Origin of the sequence: Herbiconiux gentiana (assembly GCF_024978135.1) — a bacterium.
In the GTDB taxonomy this organism is placed as follows: domain Bacteria; phylum Actinomycetota; class Actinomycetes; order Actinomycetales; family Microbacteriaceae; genus Herbiconiux; species Herbiconiux gentiana.
Window position 1 is genome coordinate 490,526 of the sequence record NZ_JANTEZ010000002.1, and the last position, 25,362, is coordinate 515,887.

At 72.3% G+C, this 25,362-nt stretch carries 18 protein-coding genes; 8 read left to right on the top strand and 10 right to left on the bottom strand.

Annotated elements, in window-relative coordinates; all coding sequences use genetic code 11:
- Positions 1-65: 65 nt before the first annotated feature.
- Together NVV95_RS06005 and NVV95_RS06010 are read right to left on the bottom strand one after the other, a co-directional pair.
- Positions 66-1,412, bottom strand: a complete 1,347-nt coding sequence (locus NVV95_RS06005) for a glycosyltransferase (RefSeq protein WP_259485632.1) — start codon at positions 1,410-1,412, stop codon at positions 66-68.
- Positions 1,409-3,562, bottom strand: a complete 2,154-nt coding sequence (locus NVV95_RS06010; protein WP_259485633.1) for a glycosyltransferase — start codon at positions 3,560-3,562, stop codon at positions 1,409-1,411. The genes NVV95_RS06005 and NVV95_RS06010 overlap by 4 nt, the downstream gene beginning before the upstream one ends.
- A 213-nt stretch (positions 3,563-3,775) precedes the next feature.
- Between NVV95_RS06010 and NVV95_RS06015 the strand changes: the two genes are divergently transcribed.
- Entirely contained in the window at positions 3,776-4,990 is a 1,215-nt protein-coding gene (locus NVV95_RS06015) for a polysaccharide pyruvyl transferase family protein (RefSeq protein WP_259485634.1), read from the top strand.
- A 48-nt stretch (positions 4,991-5,038) separates the two neighbouring features.
- On the opposite strand, the gene NVV95_RS06020 is transcribed toward NVV95_RS06015, so the two are convergent.
- The 7 genes from NVV95_RS06020 to NVV95_RS06050 form a co-directional block, all read right to left on the bottom strand.
- Complete coding sequence (locus NVV95_RS06020) at positions 5,039-7,018, bottom strand: efflux RND transporter periplasmic adaptor subunit (protein WP_259485635.1); 1,980 nt, start codon at positions 7,016-7,018, stop codon at positions 5,039-5,041.
- Positions 7,018-7,884 (bottom strand): hypothetical protein, encoded by an 867-nt coding sequence (locus NVV95_RS06025; protein WP_259485636.1) that lies wholly within the window; start codon positions 7,882-7,884, stop codon positions 7,018-7,020. Before NVV95_RS06025 ends, NVV95_RS06020 begins: the two co-directional genes overlap by 1 nt.
- 71 nt (positions 7,885-7,955) lie before the next feature.
- Complete coding sequence (locus tag NVV95_RS06030) at positions 7,956-9,188, bottom strand: ABC transporter permease (RefSeq protein WP_259485637.1); 1,233 nt, start codon at positions 9,186-9,188, stop codon at positions 7,956-7,958.
- The gene (locus tag NVV95_RS06035; protein WP_259485638.1) at positions 9,185-9,901 is read right to left on the bottom strand and encodes an ABC transporter ATP-binding protein; all 717 of its coding nucleotides are present in this window, start codon (positions 9,899-9,901) and stop codon (positions 9,185-9,187) included. The genes NVV95_RS06030 and NVV95_RS06035 overlap by 4 nt, the downstream gene beginning before the upstream one ends.
- Positions 9,894-11,144, bottom strand: coding sequence for an efflux RND transporter periplasmic adaptor subunit (locus NVV95_RS06040; RefSeq protein ID WP_259485639.1), 1,251 nt, complete (start codon positions 11,142-11,144; stop codon positions 9,894-9,896). The genes NVV95_RS06035 and NVV95_RS06040 overlap by 8 nt, the downstream gene beginning before the upstream one ends.
- Positions 11,145-11,312: 168 nt before the next feature.
- The gene (locus tag NVV95_RS06045) at positions 11,313-13,895 is read right to left on the bottom strand and encodes a family 78 glycoside hydrolase catalytic domain (RefSeq protein WP_259485640.1); all 2,583 of its coding nucleotides are present in this window, start codon (positions 13,893-13,895) and stop codon (positions 11,313-11,315) included.
- Positions 13,892-16,243, bottom strand: a complete 2,352-nt coding sequence (locus tag NVV95_RS06050) for a beta-galactosidase (protein ID WP_259485641.1) — start codon at positions 16,241-16,243, stop codon at positions 13,892-13,894. Before NVV95_RS06050 ends, NVV95_RS06045 begins: the two co-directional genes overlap by 4 nt.
- 200 nt (positions 16,244-16,443) lie before the next feature.
- Between NVV95_RS06050 and NVV95_RS06055 the strand changes: the two genes are divergently transcribed.
- The 7 genes from NVV95_RS06055 to purL all read left to right on the top strand — a co-directional run bounded on the left by NVV95_RS06055 (position 16,444) and on the right by purL (position 24,987).
- Entirely contained in the window at positions 16,444-17,397 is a 954-nt protein-coding gene (locus tag NVV95_RS06055; protein ID WP_259485642.1) for a carbohydrate ABC transporter permease, read from the top strand.
- Positions 17,394-18,215, top strand: a complete 822-nt coding sequence (locus NVV95_RS06060) for a carbohydrate ABC transporter permease (protein ID WP_259485643.1) — start codon at positions 17,394-17,396, stop codon at positions 18,213-18,215. The genes NVV95_RS06055 and NVV95_RS06060 overlap by 4 nt, the downstream gene beginning before the upstream one ends.
- 48 nt (positions 18,216-18,263) lie before the next feature.
- Positions 18,264-19,544 (top strand): ABC transporter substrate-binding protein, encoded by a 1,281-nt coding sequence (locus NVV95_RS06065; protein WP_259485644.1) that lies wholly within the window; start codon positions 18,264-18,266, stop codon positions 19,542-19,544.
- Between the two features lie 75 nt (positions 19,545-19,619).
- Positions 19,620-20,639, top strand: a complete 1,020-nt coding sequence (locus NVV95_RS06070) for a LacI family DNA-binding transcriptional regulator (RefSeq protein ID WP_259485645.1) — start codon at positions 19,620-19,622, stop codon at positions 20,637-20,639.
- A gap of 27 nt (positions 20,640-20,666) precedes the next feature.
- Positions 20,667-21,689 (top strand): LLM class flavin-dependent oxidoreductase, encoded by a 1,023-nt coding sequence (locus tag NVV95_RS06075; RefSeq protein ID WP_259485646.1) that lies wholly within the window; start codon positions 20,667-20,669, stop codon positions 21,687-21,689.
- A 28-nt stretch (positions 21,690-21,717) separates the two neighbouring features.
- A complete protein-coding gene (locus tag NVV95_RS06080; protein WP_259485647.1) occupies positions 21,718-22,647 on the top strand; it encodes a DUF4190 domain-containing protein in 930 nt (309 codons plus the stop codon).
- Positions 22,648-22,692: 45 nt separating this feature from the next.
- Positions 22,693-24,987: a phosphoribosylformylglycinamidine synthase subunit PurL gene (gene purL, locus NVV95_RS06085; RefSeq protein ID WP_259485648.1), complete on the top strand. Its 2,295-nt coding sequence runs from the start codon at positions 22,693-22,695 to the stop codon at positions 24,985-24,987.
- 55 nt (positions 24,988-25,042) lie between these two features.
- On the opposite strand, the gene NVV95_RS06090 is transcribed toward purL, so the two are convergent.
- Positions 25,043-25,360, bottom strand: a complete 318-nt coding sequence (locus NVV95_RS06090) for a chorismate mutase (protein WP_259485649.1) — start codon at positions 25,358-25,360, stop codon at positions 25,043-25,045.
- Positions 25,361-25,362 lie beyond the last annotated feature (2 nt).

Here is a 25,362-nt window from a genome sequence, read left to right on the forward strand (position 1 = left end):
CGGCGCGGCGCGGCGCGCGCGCGAGGCCGAGGCAACACGGTGCGGCGCGGGCACGCGTCGGGCGGCTACAGCGCGAGGGGCGGGGCGACGGAGGCGGCCGCAAGGGCCCGCGCCGGGCCCGGCGTCGCGCGCAGCGACGCCGACAGCGCGGCCAGGCGCGCGGCCGGCTCGGGGGCGAGCGGCAGCAGCGCGGCGAGCGCCGCCGCGATCGCGGACGGCGTCGCCGCGTTCGGGTCGAGCGCCTGCGCGAACCCCGCGTCGACGAGGGCGGCGGCCCCCGCGAACTGGTCGGTCGAGAACGGCATCACAAGCAGCGGCACCCCCGCGGTCATCGCCTCGGTGACGCTGTTGTTCCCGCCGTGCGTGACGGCGACCGCCGCCGCGCCGAGCAGCGCGACCTGCGGCAGGAACTCCCGCACCAGCCACGACGACGGCAGCTCCCCGAGCACCGACCGGTCGGCCGAGCCGACGGCGAGCGCCACGCGCAGCGGAGAATCGGCCGACAGCGCCTTCAGCGCCTCCACCACCCGCGCCAGCACGTCGTCGCGCACCGAGAGGAAGCTCCCGAAGCTCACGTACACCACGGGCTCGGACGACGAAGCGATCCACTCCGACACCGCGGCGACCTCGGTCGCGTCCTCCGAGCGCACCGCCGAACCGATGAACGACGACGCCGGGTAGACCGCGCGCCGGCCGGCATCCGCCAACTCGACCGGATAGTTGAACAGCAGGGTGTCGCCGTGCTCCTCGAAGGCGCTCGACGCCGAGGTCGCCGACGGCTCCAGAGCGAGCAGCGCGGCGTTCCACTCGGCCGTGAAGTTCGCGTCGACCCGCTCGCAGAGCGCCCGCAGCCCCGCCAGCTCGGCGTCGTCGAGCGACGACGAGAACACCGCGGGCCACGCCGGCGGGTACCCGTAGACCTCGCCCGACCCGGGCACCGGCAGGGCCGACGGATGCCCGAGCACCACGTCCACGTGCGGGATCCCCGCGGCCACCAGCGCCAGCCGGGCGCTGAACGCGAGGTGGTCGACCAGGATGCGGTCGGGCGCCACGGCCGCGACGACCTCCTGCACCTGCCGCGCGGTGCGCACCGGCTCCCACATCAGGTCGGACAGCCGCGCCGACGCCTGGAACGACAGCGCCGCCACCATCCCGCGGCGGGTCGCCTCGAAGAAGCCGCGCAGCGCGTCGTCCTCCCCCTTCGGCTGCTCCTCGGCCCGGATCACGCCGGGGTTCGAGCCCTTGCCGAGCTGCAGCTCGACGCGCTCGAAGCCGAAGGAGCGCACGATCGAGTCGGTCGCTGGCCCGGTCGCGACGACCACCCGCTCCCCGACCTCCTGCCACGCGGTGCCGAGGGTGGCGAGCGGCAGCAGGTGCGAGGCGTAGTCGGGGCTGATGATCAGCAGGGTCATGCGACGCCCGCCGCGGAGTATTCGGTGTGCACGCCGTCGTAGACCCCGACCAGCGAGTCGGCCATCGCCTCGACCGTGAAGCTCCGCTCGACCGTCGCCCGCGAGGCCTCGGCCTGCCCGGGGTTCGTGCCCGACTGGGCGAGCGCGAACGCGTCCCACATCGCGAGGGCCAGCGACGAGACGTTCCAGGTCTGGGTCAGGATGCCCGTGACACCGCGATCCACGTAGGTCGCCGGGCCACCGCCGTCGGGCGCCACGACGAGCAGCCCCGAGGCCATCGCCTCCAGCAGCGCGATGCCGAACTCCTCCTTCACGCTGCCGCAGACGTAGACCCCGCGCGGGGCGGCGAGCCCCGGAACGCCGAAGCGGGCGGCGGCGACCCAACGGGCGACCGTGTCGTTCGGCCGGTGACCGGGAAGCAGCAGCCCCCGTTCGAGCCGCAGCGCGGTCGGCACCAGCTCGTCCATCAGGGCGAGCTGCTCCTGCTCGTCGACGGAGGGGTGCTCGAGGTCGCCGCCGATCAGCAGCAGGTTCGCCTGGTCGCGGAGGGGGCCGGTGGCCCACGCCTCGACGATCGAGGCCATGCCCTTGACCCGGTGGAACCGCCCCACGCTCACCAGCAGGGGCAGGCCCCGCCGCGCATCCGGAAGCCCCTCGAGCAGCGCCCCGAGCTCGGCCAGCGCGGGAGAGGCCGGCAGACCCGACGCGAGCGCGGCGGCCTCGGCGACACCGCGGTCGACCACACCGAGGTCGATGCCCTCGGGCACCACCGTGTGGCGCTCGGGGTGGGAGGTGACGTCGATGCCGACGAGCTCGCGCATGTCCTTCTCGAGCTGCGGGCGCGGGAAGAGCACGCTGTGCGCGGCGTTCGACGCGAGCCGCTGCACCAGGCGGGTGCGGAACCAGAAGTGCTCGTTCTCGTCGACCTCGCCGAAGTTGGCGCGCGTCAGCTGCCCCGCGAGATCCATCGAGCGGATGACCGCGTGCGGGTCGGGCGCGACGGTGAACACCACCGGCACGTCGAGCTCGCGCGCCACGTCGGCGGCGGCCAGCGACCCGACGTCGGCCATGCGCAGGTGCAGCAGGTCGACCCCGCCGGCGGCGCGCAGCATGCGACGGATGCCCCGCCGGGCCGCCACCCGCAGCGGCCACGCCGAGGCGCTGTTCACCGGCGCGCTGAGCAGCGGGATGCGCCCGTAGACGTGCCCCGCGGTGGTCGCGCGGATGGACTCCACGCTCTCGACCGCCCCCTGCACCGAGCCGCGCGACATCGTGATGACCCGCTGCACGCGGGCCGGCGAGGCCGGATCGACGAGGGCGTCGCCGAGGCGCACCAGCAGCGTCGCGATGCCGCCGTTGTCGCCCGAGCCGGCGTGGCTCAGGTCGGCGTCGATGTCGGCGTGCAGGAAGAGCTGAGCGACCGTGAGGTCGTCGTGCGGCTCCTCACGCACCGCGGTGCCGCCCGCGAGGTCGACGAGGGCGAGCCGGGCCACGTCGGCGAGGTAGCCGCCGCCCGCGGTCAGGCCGTCGAGGAAGGTGCGGATCTCGGCCGTCGCGGCCTCGTCGCGCCGCTGCCCGAGCGCGGACACGGCGGCGACGCGCACCTGCTCGTCCTCGCTCTCGTCGGCCGCGATGGCGAGGAGGGGCTGGGTGGCGATGCGTCCGCGCACGAGCCCGAGGGTCTCGACGAGGCGGTACCGCTCCTCGACCCCCCGCACGCCGAGCAGGGCGCCCTCGAGACCGATCGCGATGTGCTCGGGCGTGGGGAACGCCCACTGCTCGAGGGTGCGCTGGGCGAGCATCCCCCCGAAGCCGCCCTCGACGACCATGGCGATCAGTCGGCCGATGGCGTCGAGCCGGGGGATGCGCGAGCCGATCGCCCACGCGGCGTGCTCGCGGAGGAACGGGCGGTCGCTCGAGAGCAGCTGCGACAGGGCCCGGTCGGCCTGCTCGTCGAAGACCTGCGCCAGGGCGTGGGTGGCGGCGATGGCGACGAGCTGGTCGTCGTCGCGCAGGGCCGCCGAGAGGATGCGGATGGTGCGCACCCCGGGGTCGCGGTTCGCCTCGAAGGCGAGGTCGTCGGCCAGTCGCAGGGCGTCGACGATGCGCTCGGCGTCGCGCACGGCGTCCAGTGAAGTCTGGATTCCCATGGGGGCCTCCCTCGGTCGGGCGGCCCGGGCAGGATCCGCGTGACACGGCGGTGGACCACCCTTGATCCTAGGCCGCGGCGGCTGGGAGGGCGTCGCGATTCCGCTAGCGTGAACCCGGCGTTCCCGCGCCGTTCACCGGCGCCCTCACCGCGTCTGGTCGGTACCCTCACCGACCCGCTCACCGACCCCCTCACCGACCCCCTGGAGACCTCGATGCGACTCGTCCTGATCGGAGACGTCGGCGTCGTCGACGACATGATCCACATCGGCGACGAGGCGATGTTCGACGAGGCGCTGCACCAGCTGCGGCAGCGCGGCGCCACGTCCGTCACGGCCGTCTCGTCGCACCCCTCCGAGACCGCGGCGCGCTACGACGTCGACGCAGTCTCGCGCATCGGCTTCAGCGCGGGTGCCTCGCTCGACCGGGCCGCCGACGGCGAGCGGATGCGCCGGGTCGTCGACACGGCCCGCGGTGAGAGCGGCCTGCTGCCCGAGGGCGACCCCGCCCTCGCCGTGGTCGAGGCGGTGCGCGCGAGCGACGGCGTGCTCGTCTGCGGCGGCGGCAACATGGCCTCGACCTGGCCGCTGCACATCTTCGAACGGGCGACGCTCGGTGCCGTGGCGCACGCGCTCGGCCGGCCGCTCGTGGTGAGCGGGCAGACGATCGGGCCCGAGCTGACGGCGTCCGACGGGTCGCTCGTGGCGGGACTGCTGTCGTCGACGGTGCTGACGGGCCTCCGGGAGCCGTCGTCGTACGCCCTCTGCCGTGAGCTCGGGGTGCCCGAGCAGCTGCTGCGGGCGACCGTCGACGACGCGAGCTTCGTGGGCGACCGGGCATCCGTCACCTCGCCCGCCGCCCCCTACTGCGCCGTGACCTTCTCGACCCACCTGAACGGCGCCGACCGCGACGCCTTCGCCGAGGCAGCCGCGCGCCTGCTCGACGGCATAGCCCTCTCGACCGGCCTGGCGATCGTCTTCGTCGCCCACTTCGGCAGCCTGCGCGACGACGAGGTTCGAGGCGACTCGGTGCTGCACCGGGCGGTGGCCGAGCGGATGCGCGTGCCCACCTCGGCCGTCGTACCCCCCACCTCGGTGGCCGCCGCGGGCCTCGCGCGGCAGGCGTCGCTCGTCGTGACGAGCCGCTACCACCCGGCCGTATTCGCGGTCTCGGGCGGGGTGCCGACGGTCGGCATCGCCGTCGACGACTACACGACGGTGAAGCTCACGGGGGCGCTCGGCAACCTGGGGCAGCACGCCGTGCTGCAGCTCGACGAGGTGCTCGACGGCACGGGCGCCGCCGCGGCGCGGGTGGCCGCGGTGTGGGAGGACCGGGCGGGCATCCGCTCGTGCGGGCTCGCCCGGGCCGCGACGGCGCGCGCGGAGTCGGCGGCGTGGTGGGACGGCATCGCGGCGGTCTTCAAGGGCTGAGCCGCGCGGTCGAACTCGGCCGGCGCCAGCGGGTGGGAACGACGGGCATCAGCGGGTGGGGAACGACGGGAACGAGCCGGAGCCCGAGCCCGGGACCGTCGTCGTCGAGGTCCCGCCGCCCAGGCCGGTGAGCCCGCCGCCGGAGCCGTCGACGCTGTCGCCGTCATCGGTGGGGATCGCCGCGCCCACGTCGGCGAGGATGACGGCGTCGCCCTCGTCGAGCCCCGAGGCGATCTCGGTGCGCTCGGAACCGATCGCGCCGACCTCCACCGGGGTCGACTGCGCCTGTCCGTCGACCTCGACGTCGACCGTGTAGGCCGAGCCGTCCCGGTGCACCGCGGAGGTCGGCACGGTGAGAACGTCACCCTGCGACGCCACGGTCACGACGGCCTGCGCCGAGATTCCGTCCCGCAGCTGCGCGTCGGCGGGGTCGAGCGCGACGGTCACCGCGTAGCTCGGCGTCGTGGAGTCCTCGGAGACGTTCTGCACCCCGATCGAGCCGACCGTGCCGGTCGCGGTCGCGCCGGACGCGGACAGGGTCACGGCCACGTCCTGCCCAGCCGACAGCTCGCGCGCCTTCGCCAGGCTCACCGTCGACTCGACGACGTACCCGTCGTCGCCGACGATCGAGATGACGGCGGTGGTGGACGACGCCGTGACGGTGTCGCCGACCGCCAGAGCGACGGCGCCGACCGTGCCGGCGATCGGGCTGGTGAGGTTCGCGAGGGCGAGCTTCTGCTGGGCGAGCGCGAGCTCGGCGTTCGCCTGGTCGATCGTGGCCTGGTCGGCGAGGATCGCCTCGGCGGTGATCGTGCCGGTGCTGGAGCCGGTGCCGGAGCTGGCGCCGGCGCCCGAGCCCGTGCTCGGGGTGGGGTCGGCGGTGACGGCCGAGGCGAGGGAGATCGTCGCGGCCGAGCCCGTCGCGGCGGTGCTGGACGCGGTGTCCGCGTCGGTGTCGGTGTCGGCGTCGGAGTCCGGGTCGGTGTCGGTACCCGTGTCCACCTCCGGCGTGGTCGTGCCGGTGACGGCCGCCCGGAGCGCGGCGACGGCGGTGTCGAGGTCGTCGACGAGCGGGGTGAGGGCGGATTGGGCGTCGTCCACGGTCCCTTGTTGCGTCTGCACCTCGGTGATCGCCGACTGGCACGCGGCCAGCTCGGCCTTGACCGCGTCGAGGTCGGCCCGCGTGGAGGTGTCGCCGGTGTCGGTGTCGGTGCTGCCGCCGTCGCCGGTCTCGGCCGACTCGTCGAGGACGGCCTCGAGGAAGGGGCGGCAGGTCTCGTCCGACGAGGCGATGGTCTCCTGCGCGGTGGCCAGCGCTTCGGAGGCCACCGAGTACTGCGCCAGGAGCGCCGACTGCGCCGCCGTGACGGCGTCGATCGCCGACTGCACGTCCTGGTCGGGCTGATCCGTTCCCCCGTCGGGGCCGGGCGTCGGTGTGGGTGTCGGTGTCGGTGTCGGTGTCGGTGTCGGTGTCGGTGTCGGTGTGGGTGTCGGCGTCGGCGCGGGTGTCGGCTGGCCACCCTGGTCGGGCTGGGTGCCCTGGTCGGGCTGTGTGCCGGAGGTCGTTCCGCCACCACCGCCCGAGCCCTGCGCAGCGTCACCGGTGCCTGTACCGACGTCGGTCGCCGAGGACGAGGAGGACGACGACGATCCGGACACCTGCGTTTCGAGGTCCCGGGCGAGCTGCTTTTCGGCGGTCGTGACCCCGTCCTCGGCGGTCTCCACCGCGTCGGACAGGTCACCGCTGTCGAGAGCGGCGAGCTGCTGACCGGCGGCGACCGTGTCCCCGACGGTCACCGAGACCGCCGCGACCGTGCCTCCCACCTGGAACGCCGAGTCGCGAAGGGTCGCCGACGCGACCGTGCCGCTGAGCGAGACGCGCTGGTCCACCGATCCGACCTCGGCCGTCGCGGTGCGGAACTCGGTGCCCGAACCCTGCGAGAGCGCGAAGGCGGCACCGCCGCCGGCCGCGCAGAGCACGGCGGTCGCGATGCCCACGGCCAGCACCCGCCTCGAGCGCTTCGCCATCAGTTGCCCCCGTCGCTGCCGGGCCCACGACCGAAGAGCGCGGTCGAGCATCCGTCGTCGCCCGCCTCGGACACCGAGAGGCTGGTCGCCGCGACCGCCCCCTTGTCGTCGGCCTCGCCCGTCGCGGTGACGCAGCTGCCGACCGTGAGGGCGGAGGCGTCGGCCGAGCGCACCACGCTGAACGTCGTGGACCCGTCGACGGCTACCGTCTCCGAGCTCTCGGTTCCGTCGGGGGACGTGACGGCGACGTCGAAGCCGCTCGCCGTGACGGCGGTGACAAGGCCGCTCACGAAGCCGCCGAAGCCGCCGCCCGCACCACCCGAGCCGTCACCGGGCGCACCGGTCGGGGCGCCGGCGCCGTCGGGCAGGTCGGTGGGCATCACGCCGTCGGGCGCCGCGCCGTCCGGCATTCCGGTCGGCATCACCCCCTCCGGCGCCGCACCGCCGGGCATCCCCCCGCCCCCGCCACCCGAGGCGCCCGGCGCCTCGCACTCGCCGTCGACCGCCGCGCTGACCACCACCGAGGTGGCGGCGGCGTCGCCGGACCCACCGGCGGCCCCGGACATCACCACGACGCACGACCCGACGGTGACGTCGGCCGACGAGCCCGCGACGGTCGCGGTGATCGTCGTGTCGGCTCCCACGGTGACCGCGGTCTGCGCGTCGTCGCCCTGCACCTGGAGGGTGCTCCCCGACACGGCGGCGATCTCCCCGGTGACACCACGGCCGGCGGGGGAGGAGCCGCCCGCGGAGGCCGCGGAACCGGCCGAGGAGGCCGCCGGGGACGGAGTCGAGCCGGCGCTGGTCGCCGACGCGCAGGCCGACAGGGCGAGCATCCCGGCGACACCGAGGGCACCCAGTGCCACGGAGAGACGTGCGGGACGGGATGACGGGGAGAGGGTTCTCATGGTTCGTGCTTTCTGGGTGGAGGGCGGGTCTATTCGCTGCGCAGAGCGTCGATCGGCGCGAGCCGGGCGGCCCGCGTGGCGGGGTAGACCCCGAAGAGCAGGCCGATGCCGACGGCCACGACGATGGACAGCACCACGGCGGCCGGGGACACCTCGATGGAGGAGCCGATCACGCCGGGCAGGGCGAAGGCGGAGGCGATGCCGAGCACCGCCCCGAGCAGCCCGCCGGACAGCCCGAGGATCGCCGCCTCGACGAGGAACTGTCGGCGGATCGCCCAGGGCGGGGCCCCGAGCGCCTTGCGGAGCCCGATCTCCCGCGTGCGCTCGGAGACCGAGACCAGCATGATGTTCATCACTCCGATCCCGCCGACGAGCAGCGACAGCGCGGCGATGCCGGTGAGCAGCACGGTGAGCGTCCGGTAGATCGACGTGGCGGTGTCGACCAGGGCGTCCTGGCTCGCGATGGTGAAGTCGGCGTCGGCCGCGGCCGAGATGCCGTGCAGGTTGAGCAGCACCGACGTGGCCTCCTGGTAGGCGGCCGAGAGCTGGCCGTCCCCGGCCGCCTTCAGGTAGATCGTCGACACCGACGAGGCGCTGGACGCCCCGACGAGCTGGCTCGACGAGGTCGACAGCGGCACCACGGCGAGGTCGTCGAGGTTCGACGACGAGTCCGATCCCGCCGACGCGAGCACCCCGATCACTTCGAGACCTCGGCCGTCGATCGTCACCGTGCGCCCGACGACGTTCGTGGTGCCGAAGAGCTCGGTGGCCGTCTCCGTGCCGAGCACGACGACCGACGCGGCCGTGTCCTGATCCTCCTCGTCGATGAACTCGCCCGACAGCATCTCGCGGGAGCGCACGTCGAGCCACGAGGGGGTCGTGCCGGTGACCGTGGTGGTCCAGTTGCCGTCGCCGGCCTCCAGCGAGAGCGAACTCGACTTCTCGGCCGCGACCGCGGCGATGTCGGGCGCGTTGACCGAGGAGGAGAGCGCCTCGGCGTCGGAGGCGGTGAGGCTCGAACCGGTGCCGAAACCGCCGCGCAGGCCCGAGCTGTCGGTGCTCGATCCCGGCGAGACGATCAGCAGGTCGCTGCCGAGCGAGCTGATCTGCGAGCTCACGTCCTTCTGCGTGCCGAGGCCGAGGCCGACCGTGAGGATCACCGCGGCGATGCCGATCAGGATGCCGAGGACGGTCAGCACCGACCGCAGCGCGTGCGACCTGACGGCCGACCAGCTGGTGTCGAGGGTCTCACGCCAGTTCATGCGCGCACCTCCTCGCCGTGGAGCAGCCCGTCCCGCACACGGACCGTGCGCCGGGCGCGGTCGGCCACCTCCTGCTCGTGGGTGATCAGCACGATCGTGCGCCCGAGACCGTGGAGCTCGTCGAACAGCCCGAGCACGTCCTCCGTCGAGACGGAGTCGAGGTTGCCCGTCGGCTCGTCGGCCAGGATGAGCGTCGGCTCGCCGACGAGGGCCCGGGCCACGGCGACCCGCTGCTGCTGTCCGCCGGAGAGCTCACCGGGTCGGTTGCCGTACCGGTCGCCGAGCCCGACCCGGTCGAGCGCCTCCTCCGCCCGGCGGCGCCGATCGGCGGCGGGCACCCGGGCGTACAGCAACGGCAGCTCGACGTTGCGCCAGGCCTCGAGCGAGGGCAGCAGGTTGAACTGCTGGAAGACGAAACCGATCCGCTGGTTCCGGATGCGCGCCAGCTCGACCTCGTCGAAGTCGTCGACGTCGGCCCCCGCCAGGCGGTAGCTTCCGGAGCTCAGGGTGTCGAGGCAGCCCAGGATGTTCATCAGGGTCGACTTGCCCGAGCCCGAGGGGCCCATGACGGCGACGTACTCTCCCTCGCCGATCTCGAGATCGACCCCGCGCAAGGCCTCGAACTCGATCGATCCCGAGCGGTAGACCTTCTTCGCCTCGGTGAGACGGATGACCGGCTCGACGATCCCGTCCGACGACGCGCGCTCAACCACCGTTCACCGCCCCTCCGGGAGCCTGCCCGCCGAACCGGCCGGGGTCGAAGCCCTCGGGGAGCTCCCCGCCGAACTGGCTCGGATCCAGGCCGTCGGGAAGCTGCGTCGTGCCGGAACCGGAGCCGGAGCCCGGCGTGAACACGGTCACCTGCACCGTCTCGCCTTCGACGAGACCCTCGACGATCTCCGTGAGGTCGCCCGCGGTCTCACCGACGGTCACCGTCCGGGTGGATTCCCCACCGTCGGCGTCGACCACGGTCACGGTCGAGGTGCCGTCGTCGGCGGTGGTCACCGCGCCGCTCGGCACGGTCAGCACGTCGGTGCGCCGCTCGTAGACGATCGAGGCCGTGACGGCGATGCCGTCGTGCAGACCGTCGGGCGAGCCGGTCACCGCCACCGTGACGGGGTAGGCGGCGGCCCCCGACGAGGTGGAGGGCAGGAGCCCGACCTCGCTGACGGTGCCGAAGAAGGAGTCCCCGTCGTCGGTGGAGAACTCGACCTGATCGCCGACGGCGACGTTCGTGACGTCCCGTTCGCCGACGGTGAGCGCCGCCTCCCAGGAGTCGGTGCCGACGATCGTGAACTGCGCGGCGGACGTGCCGGAGTCGGTCCCGGTCGACGGGGTGGAGCCGGTCGACGAGGACTGTCCGCCCACGACGTCGCCGACGGCGAGGCCGACGGCGGTCACGAGGCCCGAGACGGGAGCGGTGAGCGTGGTCTTGCCGACGGCGGCCGACGCCGTGTCGACGCTCTTCGCCGCGACGTCGACGGCGGCCGAGGCGGCCGCGATCGTCGCGGTGTCGGCATCGCTGCCGTCGTCGTCGGACTCGGCCGACGCGAGGGCGGCCCTGGCCGAGGCCAGGTTCGCCTCGGCCTCGAGCAGATCGGCCTGCACGCTCAGCGTGTCGACCGTCGCGAGCACGTCTCCCGCCGTCACCGTCGATCCGGCGACCACATTCACCGCGGTGACGGTTCCGGCGACCTCGAAGGCCACGTCCTCGTCGACGCTCGGGGCGAGCGTGCCCGTGGCGGCGACGGTCTTGTCCAGGGTCTCCAGGGAGGCCGCGACGGTCCGGCTGACCGGACCGTCAGCCGACGCCGACGCCGACGCCGCGCCCGACGTCAGCTGCACCACCACGGCGGAGGCGCAGCCGGCCACGACCAGCACGGTCGCGGCGGCGATGATGATCTTCGTACGGCGTCGGAGGCGACTCGGGCGTCGCAGGGGCCTGATGCTCTTCATGGTCTCCCTCGGTGCCGGCCGCTGGGCCGGGGGCGGGTATCGGATGCGACCGACCCTAGGGACGCCGGATATCAGCCGCCTTGCCCCGACCTTTCGGTCACCTATGACCCGCGCTCACGCCCGGAGACCCGCTCACGCCGGAGACCCGCTCACGCCCGAGACCCGCGGTCACCGACCCGGCTGCACCGCCCGGTGCAGCTCCGCGATCGTTCCGCCGCGGCGGATCCCGGCCGCCAGCGCCCACTCCACCTCGACACCGCGAGGGCACTGCACGGCCACGACCGGCCGGCCGTCGTCGTCGCGCCTCCAGCCGACGGTGATCCGCCCCCGCGGCGAGTCGAAGACCGTCACCGCAGCCGTCACGTCGGGCAGCGGATGCGGATCCACCCTGATGCGCCGCCAGCCCACGGAGTCGTCACTCTGCCGCAGTCCCGCCACGTCGCCCGTGAGCCAGTCGTCGATCACCCCCAGCATGAAGTGGTTCTGGGACACCACGCCGGTGTTCCCGTGGGCCCCCTGCCACGATTCCGTCAGCGCGGTGGCCCCGGCGGCGATCTGGTACCCGTACCCCGGCGCGTCCGTTCGGCGGATGAGGGCGTCGAGCAGGTCGTCGTGACCCGACCCGGCCAGCGCCTGGATCAGAGACGGAAGGGAGTTCTCGCCGACCGTGAACGCGACGCCGTCGGCGTGCACGGCGGCGACCAGTCCGGCCACGGCACGGCGCTCCGCCTCGACGTCGCCGGATGCCCGGGCAGCACTCCAGCCGAGCGCCCAGCTGGCCTGGCTGCCCGAACCCCAGGTGCCGCTCCTCTCGTCGGAGAACCGGTGCCGCACGGCCGCCCAGACCTCGGCCGCTTCGTTCCTCAGCCGCCGGGCCTCCTGCTCGTCCCCGAGCAGCTCGGCGGAGCGCGCGGCCGTGTCGAGGGCGGTCGCCCAGCCGTGACTCGCCACCAGTGCCCGGGGGGTCCCGTCGTCGATCTCGATCCAGTCGCCCAAGCCGAAATCGAGCAGGCCGTCGACCGCGCGGGAGCGGAGGTAGCCGAGGTAGCGCAGAGCGGCCGGGAAGGACTCGGCGATGATCCGGTCGTCGCCGTAGTGGCGGTAGAGCTGCCAGGGCAGTTCGATCACGGCACGCCCCCAGTTCGGGTCGCTGCGGAAGGCGTCGATGTCGCCCTTGACGGCCCACTCGTTGAACACGACGAGCTCCGGAGCGATGTTCGGCACCAGCCCGTCCTCGGTCTGCGCCTCCATCATGTGCCGCACCATGTCCTCGAGATGGGCCTGCACGTCGTAGCCCCGGGCGAGCACGGAGAAGCAGTAGTGGAGCTGCTCGATCCACCCGAGCTTCTCCCGATGCGGGCAGTCGGTGAAGACACCGGCCATGTTGCTCTGCACCGCCCGGTCGATGATGCCGTGCAGACGAGTGAGGAACGGATCGCTGGTGGCGAAGACGCCGACCGGCTCGCTCACCGCTCGCATCACCTCGAACGACACCACGTCAGGGCCTTCCGCCGGATCGAGACCGGTCACCTCGAGGTACCGGGCACCGTGGTAGACCCCGTCGGGCGCCCAGTCCACACGCGGGCCGGCCGGGGTGAGGCCGTCCCAGATCGGCGCACCGGTCGTCGACTGGTCGACCCGCCCGTCGGCCAGGAGTTCCGAGGGCCGCAGGACGATCGGGACCCCGGCGCGGGCGTGCTCGAGCTGCAGCCGGAACCGCCCGGCGGCGTTGGTGCCGAGATCGAACACGCGGCGACCGTCCGCGTGCCGGTCCCGCTCGACCGCGCGGACGGTGTCCACCACCTGCACGGGCGGCGCACTCCGCCAGCGCGGCCTGCTGCCGACCTCGACCTCCACGGGCGGCTCCCAGGCGGTTGAGGTGCCCTCGACCCGGCTCTCGCCGCCGTACCAGTGCGACTCGACGATCGGCCCGAGCCGCGCCTCCCAGTCGGAACCGGTGGCCACGGTCATCCGCTCGCCCTGTTCGGTCTCGAGCTCGAGCTGCACGGATGCCCAGACGGGCTCACCCGCGCGTTCGAACTTCGTGTACCGGCCGCCGCGGGGCAGGTAGGCGATGCCGCTCATCAGCCGCAGCAGGAGGGTGTTCTCGCCGGCGCGGAGCCGGTCGGTCACGTCCCAGGCGCTGGCGAGCGTGGTGGTGCGCAGCTCGGATGGACCGGGCTCCAGCTCGCCGGCGACGGCGCGGACGTCGTTGATCTCGGGCACGACGACCCCGGCGCCGGTGAGGTAGAGGCGGGCGGAGGTGACGACCCCGGGTGACCGGAAGCGGACGCGCAGCTCGGGGAGAGCAGCCGGAGGCGCGATGGGGGCGGCCCAGGCACGGTGGGTGATCGGACGGGCGATCCAGTCCTCGCTCCCGAGCGGCGCCTCGACGAACGCGGGCTCCGACCACTGCTCGGTGCCGTCGGAGCCGATCACGGCGACGGCCCACCAGACGCGCTCACGCGGCCGCAGCGCCTCGCCCGGCCAGCGCAGCCAGGGCTCGGTGACCACCTGGTCGAACAGCTCGCCGTCGCGACGGACCACGGCCGAGCGCGTACGGGCGCCGAGCACGCGGAAGCGGTTGGTAACGGCACCGAGGCCGACGCCCCCGCTGTCGCCGCCGCCGCCGTCGCCGTCGCCGTCGCCGTCGCCGTCGAGCTTCCACGACAGCCGGGGTGTCGGGCCGGCGCCCCCGATCGGGTCGACCACACCGTCGGCGCGCAGCCCGCGCGGCTCGGGGCCGCTCACTTCTCGTCCGCCTCGCGCCAGGCGCCCCGGCGCAGCACCACGATCTCGTCGACCTCGCAGAGCGGATGCTCGACAGCGCGACGACGTCGGGCGGCGCCGTCGGGCAGCCCCACCCTCGCCTCCGGGTGCAGCGGCAGCACCTCGAGCGTGAGCTCCGAGTCGGGCCCGACTCCCAGTCGGGCCGTGTCGACGAGCAGGGGCACACCCGACCAGAACTGGTCGTGCACGATGACGCCGTCGACCAGCAGCCGGGCGACGTCTCCGGCCCAGTGCACCTCGAGCTCGCCGCCCTCGAGCGCCCACGGCGGCAGCTCCAGCCGCAAGACCCGGGCGGACCGCCGGAAGGCGTCGTCGTCGGGGGCCGAGGCCCGGCCCTCCGACTCGCCGTAGCCGGCGGGAGGTGCGCCCTCGGTCGTGACGAGCTGGGCCGCCACCGGCGTCGGAGGCACCGACGGATCGACGACGAGCCCTCGGACCTCGCTCAGGCGCCGCCGCGCCGGATCGTAGCGGGCCACCTCCGGCCGGTCGCCGGAGAAGCGACCCGCGAGCGAGCCGGCGTCGTGCCAGAGGGGTTCGGCCGACAGCACCAGCCGGCGGTCGGCGCCACCGCCCACCACCCAGACCCGATCGGCGCGGGCCGCGGGGACGACGAGGACGTCGAGCCGCCGTGAGCCCTCGACCACCGGGATCACGACCGGCTCGGCGCTGTCGACCACCACGGTGTCGCCGTCGAGGCCCGTACCGGGCACCGGCTCGACGACGGCGGACGGCGCAAAGGCCAGGCGCGGCTCGATCCCGGGTTCCGCCGTGAGCACGAGGGTGGGCACGTCGCCGGGCAGCACCGTCAGCGCACTGGCCGTCGCCCACCGGACGGTCACCCCGCCGACCGGGAGGCCGACCGGCCAGCGCGCGAGGGTGCCCGACGGAATGCTCACCGGGACGTCGGGGAACTCGACCGTGCTCGATCCGAGATCGATCGAGAAGCGCGCGTCGGGATGGTCGGGCAGCGGCACGATCGGCTGGTGCCGGCTGACGAAGACGAACGCCGTCGTGCCGTCGCTGCGGATCGCCCAGCGGAGGGTCTCGACGTCGTCGATCCCGGCGGGGAGCAGACCGGGCAGGGTCGAGGGCATCGGCGCCAGCACCGAGCCGAAGGCGTCGAGGAAGGCGTGCTGCCGGCGGAGGTGGGAATGCGACTCGGCCGGACGCCCGGTGGCGCCGACGGGCGCTCCGAAGTCGTAGTCGAAGCGCGGCAGGTCGTTCGGATAGCCGGTCGCGTGCGACTCCTGCAGGCCGAGCCGGCCGGCCGGGTTGGTCCCGCCGGTGTACATGTAGTAGCCCTGCCACGCCGATCCGTTGCCGATCTTGCTCTGGGCCACGGCCGCGACGTCGAGACCCGTCAGCTTCGGGCGACGCTGATACGCCGTCGCCATGCCGCCGCCCAGCTCGCAGGTGGCGGCCGGGAACAGCGGAGACGGGGTGCGCGGCTCGGCGACGTCCGCCGTCACCCCCGCGATGCCGGGATGCTCCCGCAGATCGGCTCCGATTCCGGGATCGTCCCAGACGTGCGAGTAGAAGAAGTGCTCCCGGAAGGTGGCGTCCCAGGGGGCGTCCCACGGCACCCAGAACCCGTCCCCGTACCCTCCGAAGAGGGGCATGACGTCGGCCTCGGGCAGCTGGGCGCCGCCCCAGCCGGTAGCAGTCCAGATCGGCGCCCGCATCCCCGCGTCGCGCGCCAGTCGCTTCAGCGTGCTGATGTGCTCGGGCTGGTCGTACAGCTCGTTCTCGATCTGTATGGCGATGATCGGGCCGTCCTCGCCGAACAGCCCGGCGAGCTCGTCTCCGAGCCGCTGAAACCACGGTCGCACCAGCGCCAGGTACCCGGGGTCGTCGGTCCGCACCGCGACCGGTGCCTGCTGCACCCAGTCGGGGAAGCCGCCGTTGCGCGCCTCGCCGTGGCACCAGGGCCCGAGGCGCAGCACGAAGTCGAGCTCGACCTCGGCGCAGAGCTCGACGAAGGCGCGGAGGTCGCGGTTGCCGTCGAAGCGCACCTCGCCGCGGGTCTCCTCGTGGTGGATCCAGAACACGTAGCTCGCGACCGCGGTGACCCCGCCCGACTTCATCAGCCTCAGCCGTTCGAGCCAGTCGGCCCGATCGACCCGGCTGTAGTGCATCTCCCCGGTGACCGGGATCACCGGCACACCGTCCCGTTCGAGATAGCGGCTGGTCAGCCGCACCCGGTCGTGTCGATCGACGTGATTGCTCATCGCAGGACGGGCGAGGGGCTCCGCCCAGGGCTCGTGCCGTGCGGCGAGCACGGTCGCGGCGTCGCGCGGCGCAGTGGTCATCAGTTCTGCTTCGAAAGCTGTCACCCCTCAACGCTATCTGAGATCGTTCACAGCCGTCCAGACCGCAAAGTATCAAAAATGAATCGGTTTACAGATGGATGCTCGTCTGCAACACTGAGATCGATCACAGCCTTCCTCAACGGAGACGGAACGATGAACTTCTCAACCCCGGCGCACGCCGCCGCCCCGGAGCCGGTCGCATGACCGAGGTCCTGAACAACCCCGCCACGGCCGAGGCTGCCGAACGTCGGCCGTCGCGTCCGCGCCCCGCCAAACCGGGCCCCTCACACGGACCGCGCACGCCGACCTGGTTCGTCGTGCCGGCGATCGTGGTCTACGCCCTGATCGTGCTCTGGCCGAACATCCAGGGCCTGTTCTATTCGTTCACCGACTGGGACGGTCTCGGCACCTCGTGGTCGTTCGTGGGGATCGACAACTTCTTCGACGTGCTGGGCGACCCGAACACCCTGCGGGCCATCGGCAACACCTTCCTGATCACGATCGTGGTGACGGTGTTCCAGAACCTGATCGGTCTGCTCCTGGCGCTCGGCCTCAACACGAGCGTCAAATCGCGCTACGTGCTGCGCCTGGTCTTCTTCCTCCCGGTCGTGCTCACCCCGATCGTGGCCGGGTTCCTCTGGAAGTACCTGCTGAGCCCGACGGGCACGGTCAACGAGTTCCTGGGCTCCGTGGGCCTCGGCTGGGCCCAGCAGGACTGGCTCGGCAATCCCGATCTCGTCGTCTACTCCATCTGCGCCGCGATCGTCTGGCAGGGCGCGGGCTACTCGATGGTGATCTTCCTGGCCGGCCTGCAGGGCGTGCCCGACGACGTGCTCGAGGCCGCGGCCATCGACGGGGCGGGGTCGTTCCGGCGCACGGTCAGCATCGTGCTGCCCCTGATCAACGGCGCGATCGTGATCAACGTGCTGTTGACGCTGATCTCGACGCTGAAGCAGTTCGACACCGTGTTCGCCATGACGAAGGGCGGCCCGTCCGGCGCCTCCGAGACGATGGCCACCATCGTCTACAAGACGGCCTTCACCTACCTGCAGTACCCGACCGCCCTCGCCCAGGGCGTGGTGCTGACGATCATCGTCGGCGTCATCGCCTTCGGCCAGTTCCGGCTGACCCAGCGACGTGGAGAGCTCTCGTGAACCGCTACACCTACCGCACGGCGATCCTCGAGGTCGTGCTGATCCTCGCCGCCGTCGTGTTCATCTCCCCCCTCGTGGTGCTGCTGTCGGTGGCCCTGCGCGACGGCAGCGGCGACGTCGGCTTCCTCGGCTTCACCTGGCCGCTGAACTTCGGCAACTTCGCGACGGCGTGGACCGAGTCGGCCATGGGCGCCAGCCTGATCAACAGCGCCGTCATCACGATCTCCTCCGTCGCGCTGATCGTGCTGCTGGCCTCGACCGCCGCGTACACGCTCGCCCGCAAGACCCGCCGCTGGTCGCGGGGCGTCTTCTACCTGTTCCTCGCCGGGTTCCTGTTCCCCGGCCAGCTGGCGATGCTGCCGCTCTACCTCTGGTTCGCGAGCCTGGGGCTCGTCGGCAGCCCCGTGGCGGTGATCGCCATCAACGTCGGCGGCTTCCTCCCGTTCGCGATCTTCCTCTACGCGACGTTCCTGCGCGACCTGCCCCGCGACTACGAGGAGGCGGCGACGATCGACGGCGCCTCGCCGGGCCGCACCTTCGTGGCGATCGTGTTCCCGCTGCTGCGGCCGATCACCGGCACAATCGTGATCCTCGCTGGTCTGGCCATCTGGAACGACTTCTTCACGCCCCTGCTCTACCTCTCCGGCAGCAACTCGTCGACGGCACCGCTGTCGGTCTACAGCTTCGTCAGCCTGTACGGCGCGAACTGGCCCCTCGTCTTCTCCGCCCTGATCATCTCGGTGATCCCCATCCTGATCGCCTACTTCCTGATGCAGCGGTTCATCATCCGGGGCTTCGCCTCGGGGCTCAAGGGCTGAGCACACCCGACCACCACCACTCCTGCACACCATTCGAAAGGAACACCGATGTCACTGAAGACACAGCACACCAGGGCCCTCGCGGCGCTGGTCACCGTCGGCGCCGTGGGCGCCGCCCTCACCGGCTGCTCGACCGCCACCGGAGGAGGTTCGGGCGACGGGAACACCCTCACCGTCGGGACGAACGGCGGCACGGGCATGACGGCCGTGATCGAGAAGTTCGAAGCCGACCACCCCGGGGTGACCGTGAAGATCCAGGACTCCCCCGAGAGCTACCAGCAGGTCACGGCCACCCAGCTCACCGGCGGCACCGCCCCCGACGTCATCCAAGTGTTCCCGGGAACCGGCAACAACGTCAGCGTCAAGATCGCCGGAGAGAAGGGCTTCTTCACCGATCTGAGCGACGAGAGCTGGGTCTCCGAGCTGCCCGACGCCTCCGTCGACCTGCTCTCGGCTCCCGACGGCGCGGTCGTGGCCGTGCCCATGACCTTCTCGTCGATCGGGGCCATCTACAACACGGCAGCCCTCGCCGAGGTGGGTCTGACCGCCCCGACGACCTGGAGCGAGGTGCTGCAGTTCTGCTCCGACGCCACGGCCAAGGGCAAGGTCGCCTACGGACTCGGCCTCTCCGACACCTGGACCACGCAGCTGATCCCCTACGCGCTGACCGCCACCCTGGTCTACGCCGACGACCCCGACTTCGTCGACCAGCAGGTCGACGGCTCGGCCAGCTTCTCCGACTCGAACTGGAAGCTCGCGCTGCAGAAGTACCAGGAGATGGACCAGGCCGGCTGCTTCAACCCCTCGCCGAACGGCACCGCCTACGCGCAGGTGCAGGAGGCGATCGCCGCGGGCACGACCCTCGGCACCGTCAGCGTCGCCGCCGAGACCCAGGGCATCGAGAGCGTCTCCGGTACCGACCTCGATCTGGAGTTCGATCCCTTCCCGGCCACCGACGACGCGGCGGAGACCTACCTCTCCGCGACCGTCGGTCCGTCGTTCGCCGTGAATGCCAAGGCGAAGGACCAGGACCTCGCGAAGCAGTTCGTCGCCTACCTCGCCGAACCGGCGACGCAGGTGGTTTATGCCACGGCCTACGGCGACACCGCCGCGCTGCCGGGTGACGAGAAGCAGGAGGGCCCGGTCGCCGGCGTCGTCGGGCAGTTCGTGAGCAGGAACACGATCTCGACCTGGCCCGACCAGCTCTGGCCGTCCACCACCGTGCAGCCCGCCCTCTTCGACGGCGTGCAGGCCCTGTTCACCGGACAGCAGACCGTCGACGACGTGCTGCAGAAGATGGATGCCGCCTTCGTCGACGGCGCGAAGTAGGAACCAGGACCGAACGCTCGCCGTGCCGCCGACCTCGACGGCACGGCGAGCGCCGTCCCTAGACTGATGACCACCATGACCTCCTCGCCGCCTGCGCCCGGTCGCCGACCCACGATCGACGACGTCGCCGCCGAGGCCGGTGTCTCCCGGGGCACCGTGTCGCGCGCGCTGAACGGCAACCACTGGGTGAGCCCGGATGCGCAGCGCGCCGTCGAGGCGGCAGTGAAGAAGACCGGCTACCGCGTGAACGCCTACGCCAGGGGGCTGCGCCGCCGTCGCGCGGGATCGGTCGCCTTCCTCCTCGGCGAGGACCTCGACCAGATGTTCGCCGACCCCAACTTCGCGACGCTCATGCGCGGAGCCTCGGAGAGCCTCGCCGCCAGCGGGCTGTCGATGGTGCTGCTCCTCGCCGGATCGGCCGAGGAGCAGGCGCGCGCCCTCGACTTCATCGGAACCGGCCAGATCGACGGCGTCATGTTCGTGTCGTGGCACCACGACCTGTCGGTGCTCGCCGACCTCAATCGCGCGGGTGTGCCCACCATCTTCTGCGGCACCCCGGAGGCCGGCACCTCCACCACCGGCTACGTCTCCGCCGACGACTTCGACGGCTCCGTGCAGATGGTGCAGCACCTGCTCTCGCGGGGCCGCACGCGCATCGCGATGATCGCCCCGCCGAGCGACGCCGTCGGCGGCAACCTCCGGCTGGAGGGCTACCTGAAGGCGCTCGGCCCGGGTGCCGACGAGTCGCTCGTCGTGCACGGCGACTACTCCCGGGAGAGCGGACGGCGGGCGATGCTCGAGCTGCTGTCCGCGCATCCGGAGATCGACGCCGTCTTCGCCGCGAACGACCTCATGGCGGCCGGGGCGATCGAGGCCGCGCAGTCGCTCGGCAAGGAGGTGCCCCGCGACATCGCTGTCGGCGGCTTCGACGACAGCGCCGCCGCCGTCTCGATCACCCCCGCGATCACGACCATGAGGCAGCCGTTCCGGCGCATCACCAACGAGATGACCCGCCTGCTGCTGCAGCAGATCGACGGCGAGCCGCCCGCCCATATGACGCTGCGCACCGAGCTCGTGGTGCGCGAGTCGACCTGACCCGGCCTGCCCGCGTAGCCTCGACGCATGCCCGCATCCGGAACCCCCCTGAAGCGCCTCGGCTTCCTCACCATCGGCCTGTTCGACCCCGCCGACCCGGCCGGCGGACACGAGACCATGCTGCGCATCATCGAGCGCGGCGAGCAGCTCGGCTTCGACAGCGCGTGGCTCCGGCAGCGGCACCTGCAGTACGGCATCTCCTCGCCCACCGCGGTGCTCGCCGCCGCCTCGCAGCGCACCAACCGCATCGAGCTCGGCACGGCGGTCATCCCGATCGGGGCCGAGAACCCGTTCCGGCTGGCCGAAGACCTGGCGACCGTCGACGTGCTCACCCGCGGCCGGCTGAACCCCGGCTTCTCGGCGGGCGTGCCGATGAACCTCGACCACTACCGCGACGCCATCTACCCGCACACGAGCGAGCACGAGGACTTCGGCTACGAGCGACTGCTGCGCTTCCGCGACTTCGTGCGGGGTGACGTCGTGAGCGGCTTCGCGGGCCGCCAGGGCATCGAGGAGTTCGCCGACACCGTTCAGCCGCACGCGTCCGGGCTCGTCGACCGGCTCTGGTACGGCGGGGGCAGCACGCGCTCGGCGGTCTGGGCGGGCGAGAACGGCTTCCACTTCCTCACCTCGAGCGTGGTTCAGGGCGAGGAGGGCGACGACTTCGCCACGAACCAGCGCTCGCAGATCCTCAGCTACCGGGCCGCGCATCCGCTCGCCGACGCCGCACGGGTGTCGCAGGGGCTCGTCGTCATCCCCACCGACTCGGCGAGCGCATCGCAACGGGCACGCTACGAGGCCTACGCCGCGAGCCGAGCCGGGCGAGTGGGCGTTCCGCACGGGCCCAAGCGGATGCTCTTCGCCGCCGATCTGGTCGGCACCTCCGCCGAGCTCGCCGACCGGCTGCACGCCGACCCGGCCTTCCAGCTGGTCGACGAGGTGGCGTTCGCCCTGCCGTTCTCGTTCGAGCCCGATGACTACGCCCAGATCCTGACCGACCTGGCGGAGCGTCTCGGGCCGGCGCTCGGCTGGGAGCCCGCGGCGCGGTAGCGTCTGAACAACGGCCCCGAGGAGGATCATGAGCGACAGCGGCAGCACCCCACCCCCGGTGCCCCCGACCGGCGGGTACGGCTCGACACCTCCGCCGCCGGGCCAGCCGCCCTACGGTGGCCCCCAGGGCCAGCCGCCTTCGCCTTATGGTGCGCCCCAGGGCCAGCCGCCCTACTACGGGCCGCCGCAGAGCACCGACTTCCCCGGGCGCACGCTCGGGATCGTCGGCCTCATCCTGTCCTTCTTCACCGCGGTCGTCGGCCTCATCATCTCGGCGATCGCCCTCAGCCAGTCCAAGAAGGCCGGCTACAAGAACGGCCCGGCGCTGGCGGGCGTGATCGTGGGCTCGGTGCTCTCCGGGCTCGCCGTGATCGTCATCGTGTTCTCGATCATCGTCAGCGTGACGACGAGCCTGGCCGTGATCGGTGTCGCGGCGGGGGCGGCCGGCGGAGCATCCGACGACCCCTCGGCGACTGCCGAGCCGCTACCGACCGCCGAGCCCTTCCCGACCACCGAGCCTTCCCCCGGCGACCCGGGCACGGGCGGCGGCACAGACGTGTTCGACCTCGTGGTGGGCGACTGCTTCGACGAGTGGGACGGCGACACCGTCTTCGAGGTGCCGGTCGTCGACTGCGCCTCCCCGCACGACTGGGAGGTCTACGACGACTTCGAGGTGCCCGACACCAGCGACGGCACCTTCCCCGGCGAGGACAAGCTCGACGTCGCCGCCGACGACGGCTGCCTCACCGCCTTCGAGACCTTCCTCGGCGTCTCCTACGCCGACACGATCTACGACTACAGCTACCTCGTGCCCACCGAGGACTCGTGGACCGAGTCGGACGACCGCCTGGTCACCTGCATCATCACCGACCCGGCGGGCCAGGTCACCGGGTCGCTGAAGGGGGCCGGCGCCGGCACCGGCGGAGGCGCCGACAGCAGCAGCTGGTCGCCCCGGTAGAATCGACGCGCATCCCTCCCCCGCAACTCAAGGAGTCCTGGCCGCGTGAGCAATGCCGATACCGTCGAGAACGCCATCGCGACCCCGGAGCGGGAGCAGCCCTACGAGGCTCTCGGCCTGAAGGCCGACGAGTACGCGAAGATCCGTGAGATCCTCGGCCGCCGCCCCACCTCGGGTGAGCTGGCCATGTACTCGGTGATGTGGAGCGAGCACTGCTCCTACAAGTCCTCGAAGATCTACCTGCGCCAGTTCGGGCAGAAGGTCTCGCCGGCGATGAAGAAGAACCTCATGGTCGGCATGGGCGAGAACGCCGGCGTCGTCGACGTGGGCGAGGGCTGGGCCGTGACCTTCAAGGTCGAGAGCCACAACCACCCCTCCTACATCGAGCCCTTCCAGGGCGCGGCCACCGGTGTCGGCGGCATCGTGCGCGACATCATCTCGATGGGCGCCCGGCCGGTCGCCGTGATGGACCAGCTGCGTTTCGGCAAGATCGACGACCCCGACACCGCGCGCGTCGTGCACGGCGTCACGAGCGGCATCTCGTTCTACGGCAACTGCCTCGGCCTGCCGAACATCGGCGGCGAGACATACTTCGACCCGGTGTACCAGGGCAACCCGCTGGTGAACGCCCTCTCGGTCGGTGTGCTGCGGCACGAAGACCTGCACCTCGCCAACGCCCGCGGCGTGGGCAACAAGGTCGTGCTCTTCGGGGCGCGCACCGGTGGCGACGGCATCGGCGGCGCGTCGATCCTCGCGTCCGACACCTTCTCGGCCGGCGGCCCCACCAAGCGCCCCGCGGTGCAGGTCGGCGACCCGTTCGCCGAGAAGGTGCTGATCGAGTGCTGCCTCGAGCTCTTCGCGGGCGACCTCGTCGAGGGCATCCAAGACCTGGGGGCCGCCGGCATCTCGTGCGCCACCTCGGAGCTCGCCTCGAACGGCGACGGCGGCATGTTCATCGAGCTCGAGAAGGTGCTGCTGCGCGACCCGTCGCTCACCGCCGAGGAGATCCTGATGAGCGAGAGCCAGGAGCGCATGATGGCGGTCGTGCAGCCCTCGAAGCTCGAGGGCTTCCTCGCCGTCACGTCGAAGTGGGACGTCGAGACCAGCGTGCTCGGCGAGGTCACCGACACCGGCCGCCTCGTCATCAACTGGCACGGCGAGGAGATCGTGAACGTCGAGCCGCGCACCGTCGCGGTCGACGGCCCGGTCTACGAGCGCCCCGTCGCCTACCCGTCCTGGCTGGATGCACTGCAGGCCGACTCCGCCTCGCGCCTGCTCCGCGCCACCACCGGCGACGAGCTGCGCGCCGAGTTCCTGCGCGTCGTCGCGTCGCCGAACATGGCGTCGAAGGAGTGGATCACCAACCAGTACGACCGCTACGTGCTCGGCAACACGGCGCTGTCCTTCCCCGACGACGGCGGAATGATCCGCGTCGACGAGGAGTCGGGGCTCGGCTTCGCCCTGGCTTCCGACGCCAACGGGCGCTACTGCCAGCTCGACCCCTACCGCGGCGCCCAGCTCGCCCTCGCCGAGGCGTTCCGCAACGTGGCCGTCACCGGAGCCACCCCGGTGGCCGTCTCCGACTGCCTGAACTTCGGCTCGCCCGAGAACCCCGAGGTCATGTGGCAGTTCTCGCGCGCGGTCGAGGGCCTGGCCGACGGCTGCCTCGAGCTCGAGATCCCCGTCACCGGCGGCAACGTCTCGTTCTACAACCAGACGGGCTCGCAGCCCATCCACCCGACGCCGGTCGTCGCCGTGCTCGGCGTGATCGACGACGTCGCCCGGCGCATCCCCTCGGGCTGGCAGGACGAGGGCTCGAACCTCTACCTCCTCGGCACCACCCGCTCCGAGCTCGACGGCTCGGCCTGGGCCGGCGTCATCCACGACCACCTCGGCGGACTGCCGCCTCTCGTCTCCCTCCCCGGCGAGGCAGCCCTGGCCGAGCTGCTGCGCGCGGGTGCCGTCGAGGGCCTGATCGACGCGGCGCACGACCTCTCCGACGGCGGGCTCGCGCAGACCGTCGCGGAGTCGGTGCTGCGCTTCGGCATCGGCGCCCGCATCTGGCTCGACGAGATCGTGTCGCGCGACGGCGTCTCGGCCTCCGACGCGCTGTTCAGCGAGTCGACCGGGCGCGTGCTCGTGTCGGTGCCGCGCGAAGACGACGTGAAGTTCCGGGGCCTCTGCGACGGCCGCGGCATCCCGGCGCTCCGCATCGGGGTGACGGATGCGCAGTCCGACTCACTCGAGGTGCAGGGCCTGTTCACCGTGCCGATCGCCGAGCTCTCGGGCGCGCACCGCTCGACCCTGCCGGAGCACTTCGGGGCGGTCGTCGGCGGCTGACCGCCGCCGCGCCGCGCCGCACCCGCCCGGCGGCTGACCTCCGCCGGCGGGCCGGCTAGGCGTCCTTCGCCGCGATGCGCTCGTGGTGGTGGATGACCTCGGCGACGATGAAGTTGAGGAACTTCTCGGCGAAGGCCGGGTCGAGGTGTGACTCCTCGGCGAGCCCGCGCAGTCTCGTGATCTGCCGCTGCTCCCGCTCGAGGTCGGCCGGCGGGAGCCCGTGGTCGGCCTTCAGCCGCCCCACCGTCTGCGTGAACTTGAACCGCTCGGCGAGCATGTGGATGAGGGCCGCGTCGATGTTGTCGATCGACTGACGGATGCTCTCCAGCTGCCCGTAGACCTCCGCCGTGCTGTTCTCGTGCTCGTTCACCATGC

What these genes read in the sequence shown, in the direction of transcription:
- NVV95_RS06005 (WP_259485632.1), bottom strand. Translation starts at nt 1,412, where the DNA reads ATGACCCTGCTGATCATCAGCCCCGACTACGCCTCGCACCTGCTGCCG.
- NVV95_RS06010 (WP_259485633.1), bottom strand. Translation starts at nt 3,562, where the DNA reads ATGGGAATCCAGACTTCACTGGACGCCGTGCGCGACGCCGAGCGCATC.
- NVV95_RS06015 (WP_259485634.1), top strand. Translation starts at nt 3,776, where the DNA reads ATGCGACTCGTCCTGATCGGAGACGTCGGCGTCGTCGACGACATGATC.
- NVV95_RS06020 (WP_259485635.1), bottom strand. Translation starts at nt 7,018, where the DNA reads ATGGCGAAGCGCTCGAGGCGGGTGCTGGCCGTGGGCATCGCGACCGCC.
- NVV95_RS06030 (WP_259485637.1), bottom strand. Translation starts at nt 9,188, where the DNA reads ATGAACTGGCGTGAGACCCTCGACACCAGCTGGTCGGCCGTCAGGTCG.
- NVV95_RS06040 (WP_259485639.1), bottom strand. Translation starts at nt 11,144, where the DNA reads ATGAAGAGCATCAGGCCCCTGCGACGCCCGAGTCGCCTCCGACGCCGT.
- NVV95_RS06050 (WP_259485641.1), bottom strand. Translation starts at nt 16,243, where the DNA reads ATGACCACTGCGCCGCGCGACGCCGCGACCGTGCTCGCCGCACGGCAC.
- NVV95_RS06055 (WP_259485642.1), top strand. Translation starts at nt 16,444, where the DNA reads ATGACCGAGGTCCTGAACAACCCCGCCACGGCCGAGGCTGCCGAACGT.
- NVV95_RS06065 (WP_259485644.1), top strand. Translation starts at nt 18,264, where the DNA reads ATGTCACTGAAGACACAGCACACCAGGGCCCTCGCGGCGCTGGTCACC.
- NVV95_RS06070 (WP_259485645.1), top strand. Translation starts at nt 19,620, where the DNA reads ATGACCTCCTCGCCGCCTGCGCCCGGTCGCCGACCCACGATCGACGAC.
- NVV95_RS06075 (WP_259485646.1), top strand. Translation starts at nt 20,667, where the DNA reads ATGCCCGCATCCGGAACCCCCCTGAAGCGCCTCGGCTTCCTCACCATC.
- NVV95_RS06080 (WP_259485647.1), top strand. Translation starts at nt 21,718, where the DNA reads ATGAGCGACAGCGGCAGCACCCCACCCCCGGTGCCCCCGACCGGCGGG.
- NVV95_RS06090 (WP_259485649.1), bottom strand. Translation starts at nt 25,360, where the DNA reads ATGGTGAACGAGCACGAGAACAGCACGGCGGAGGTCTACGGGCAGCTG.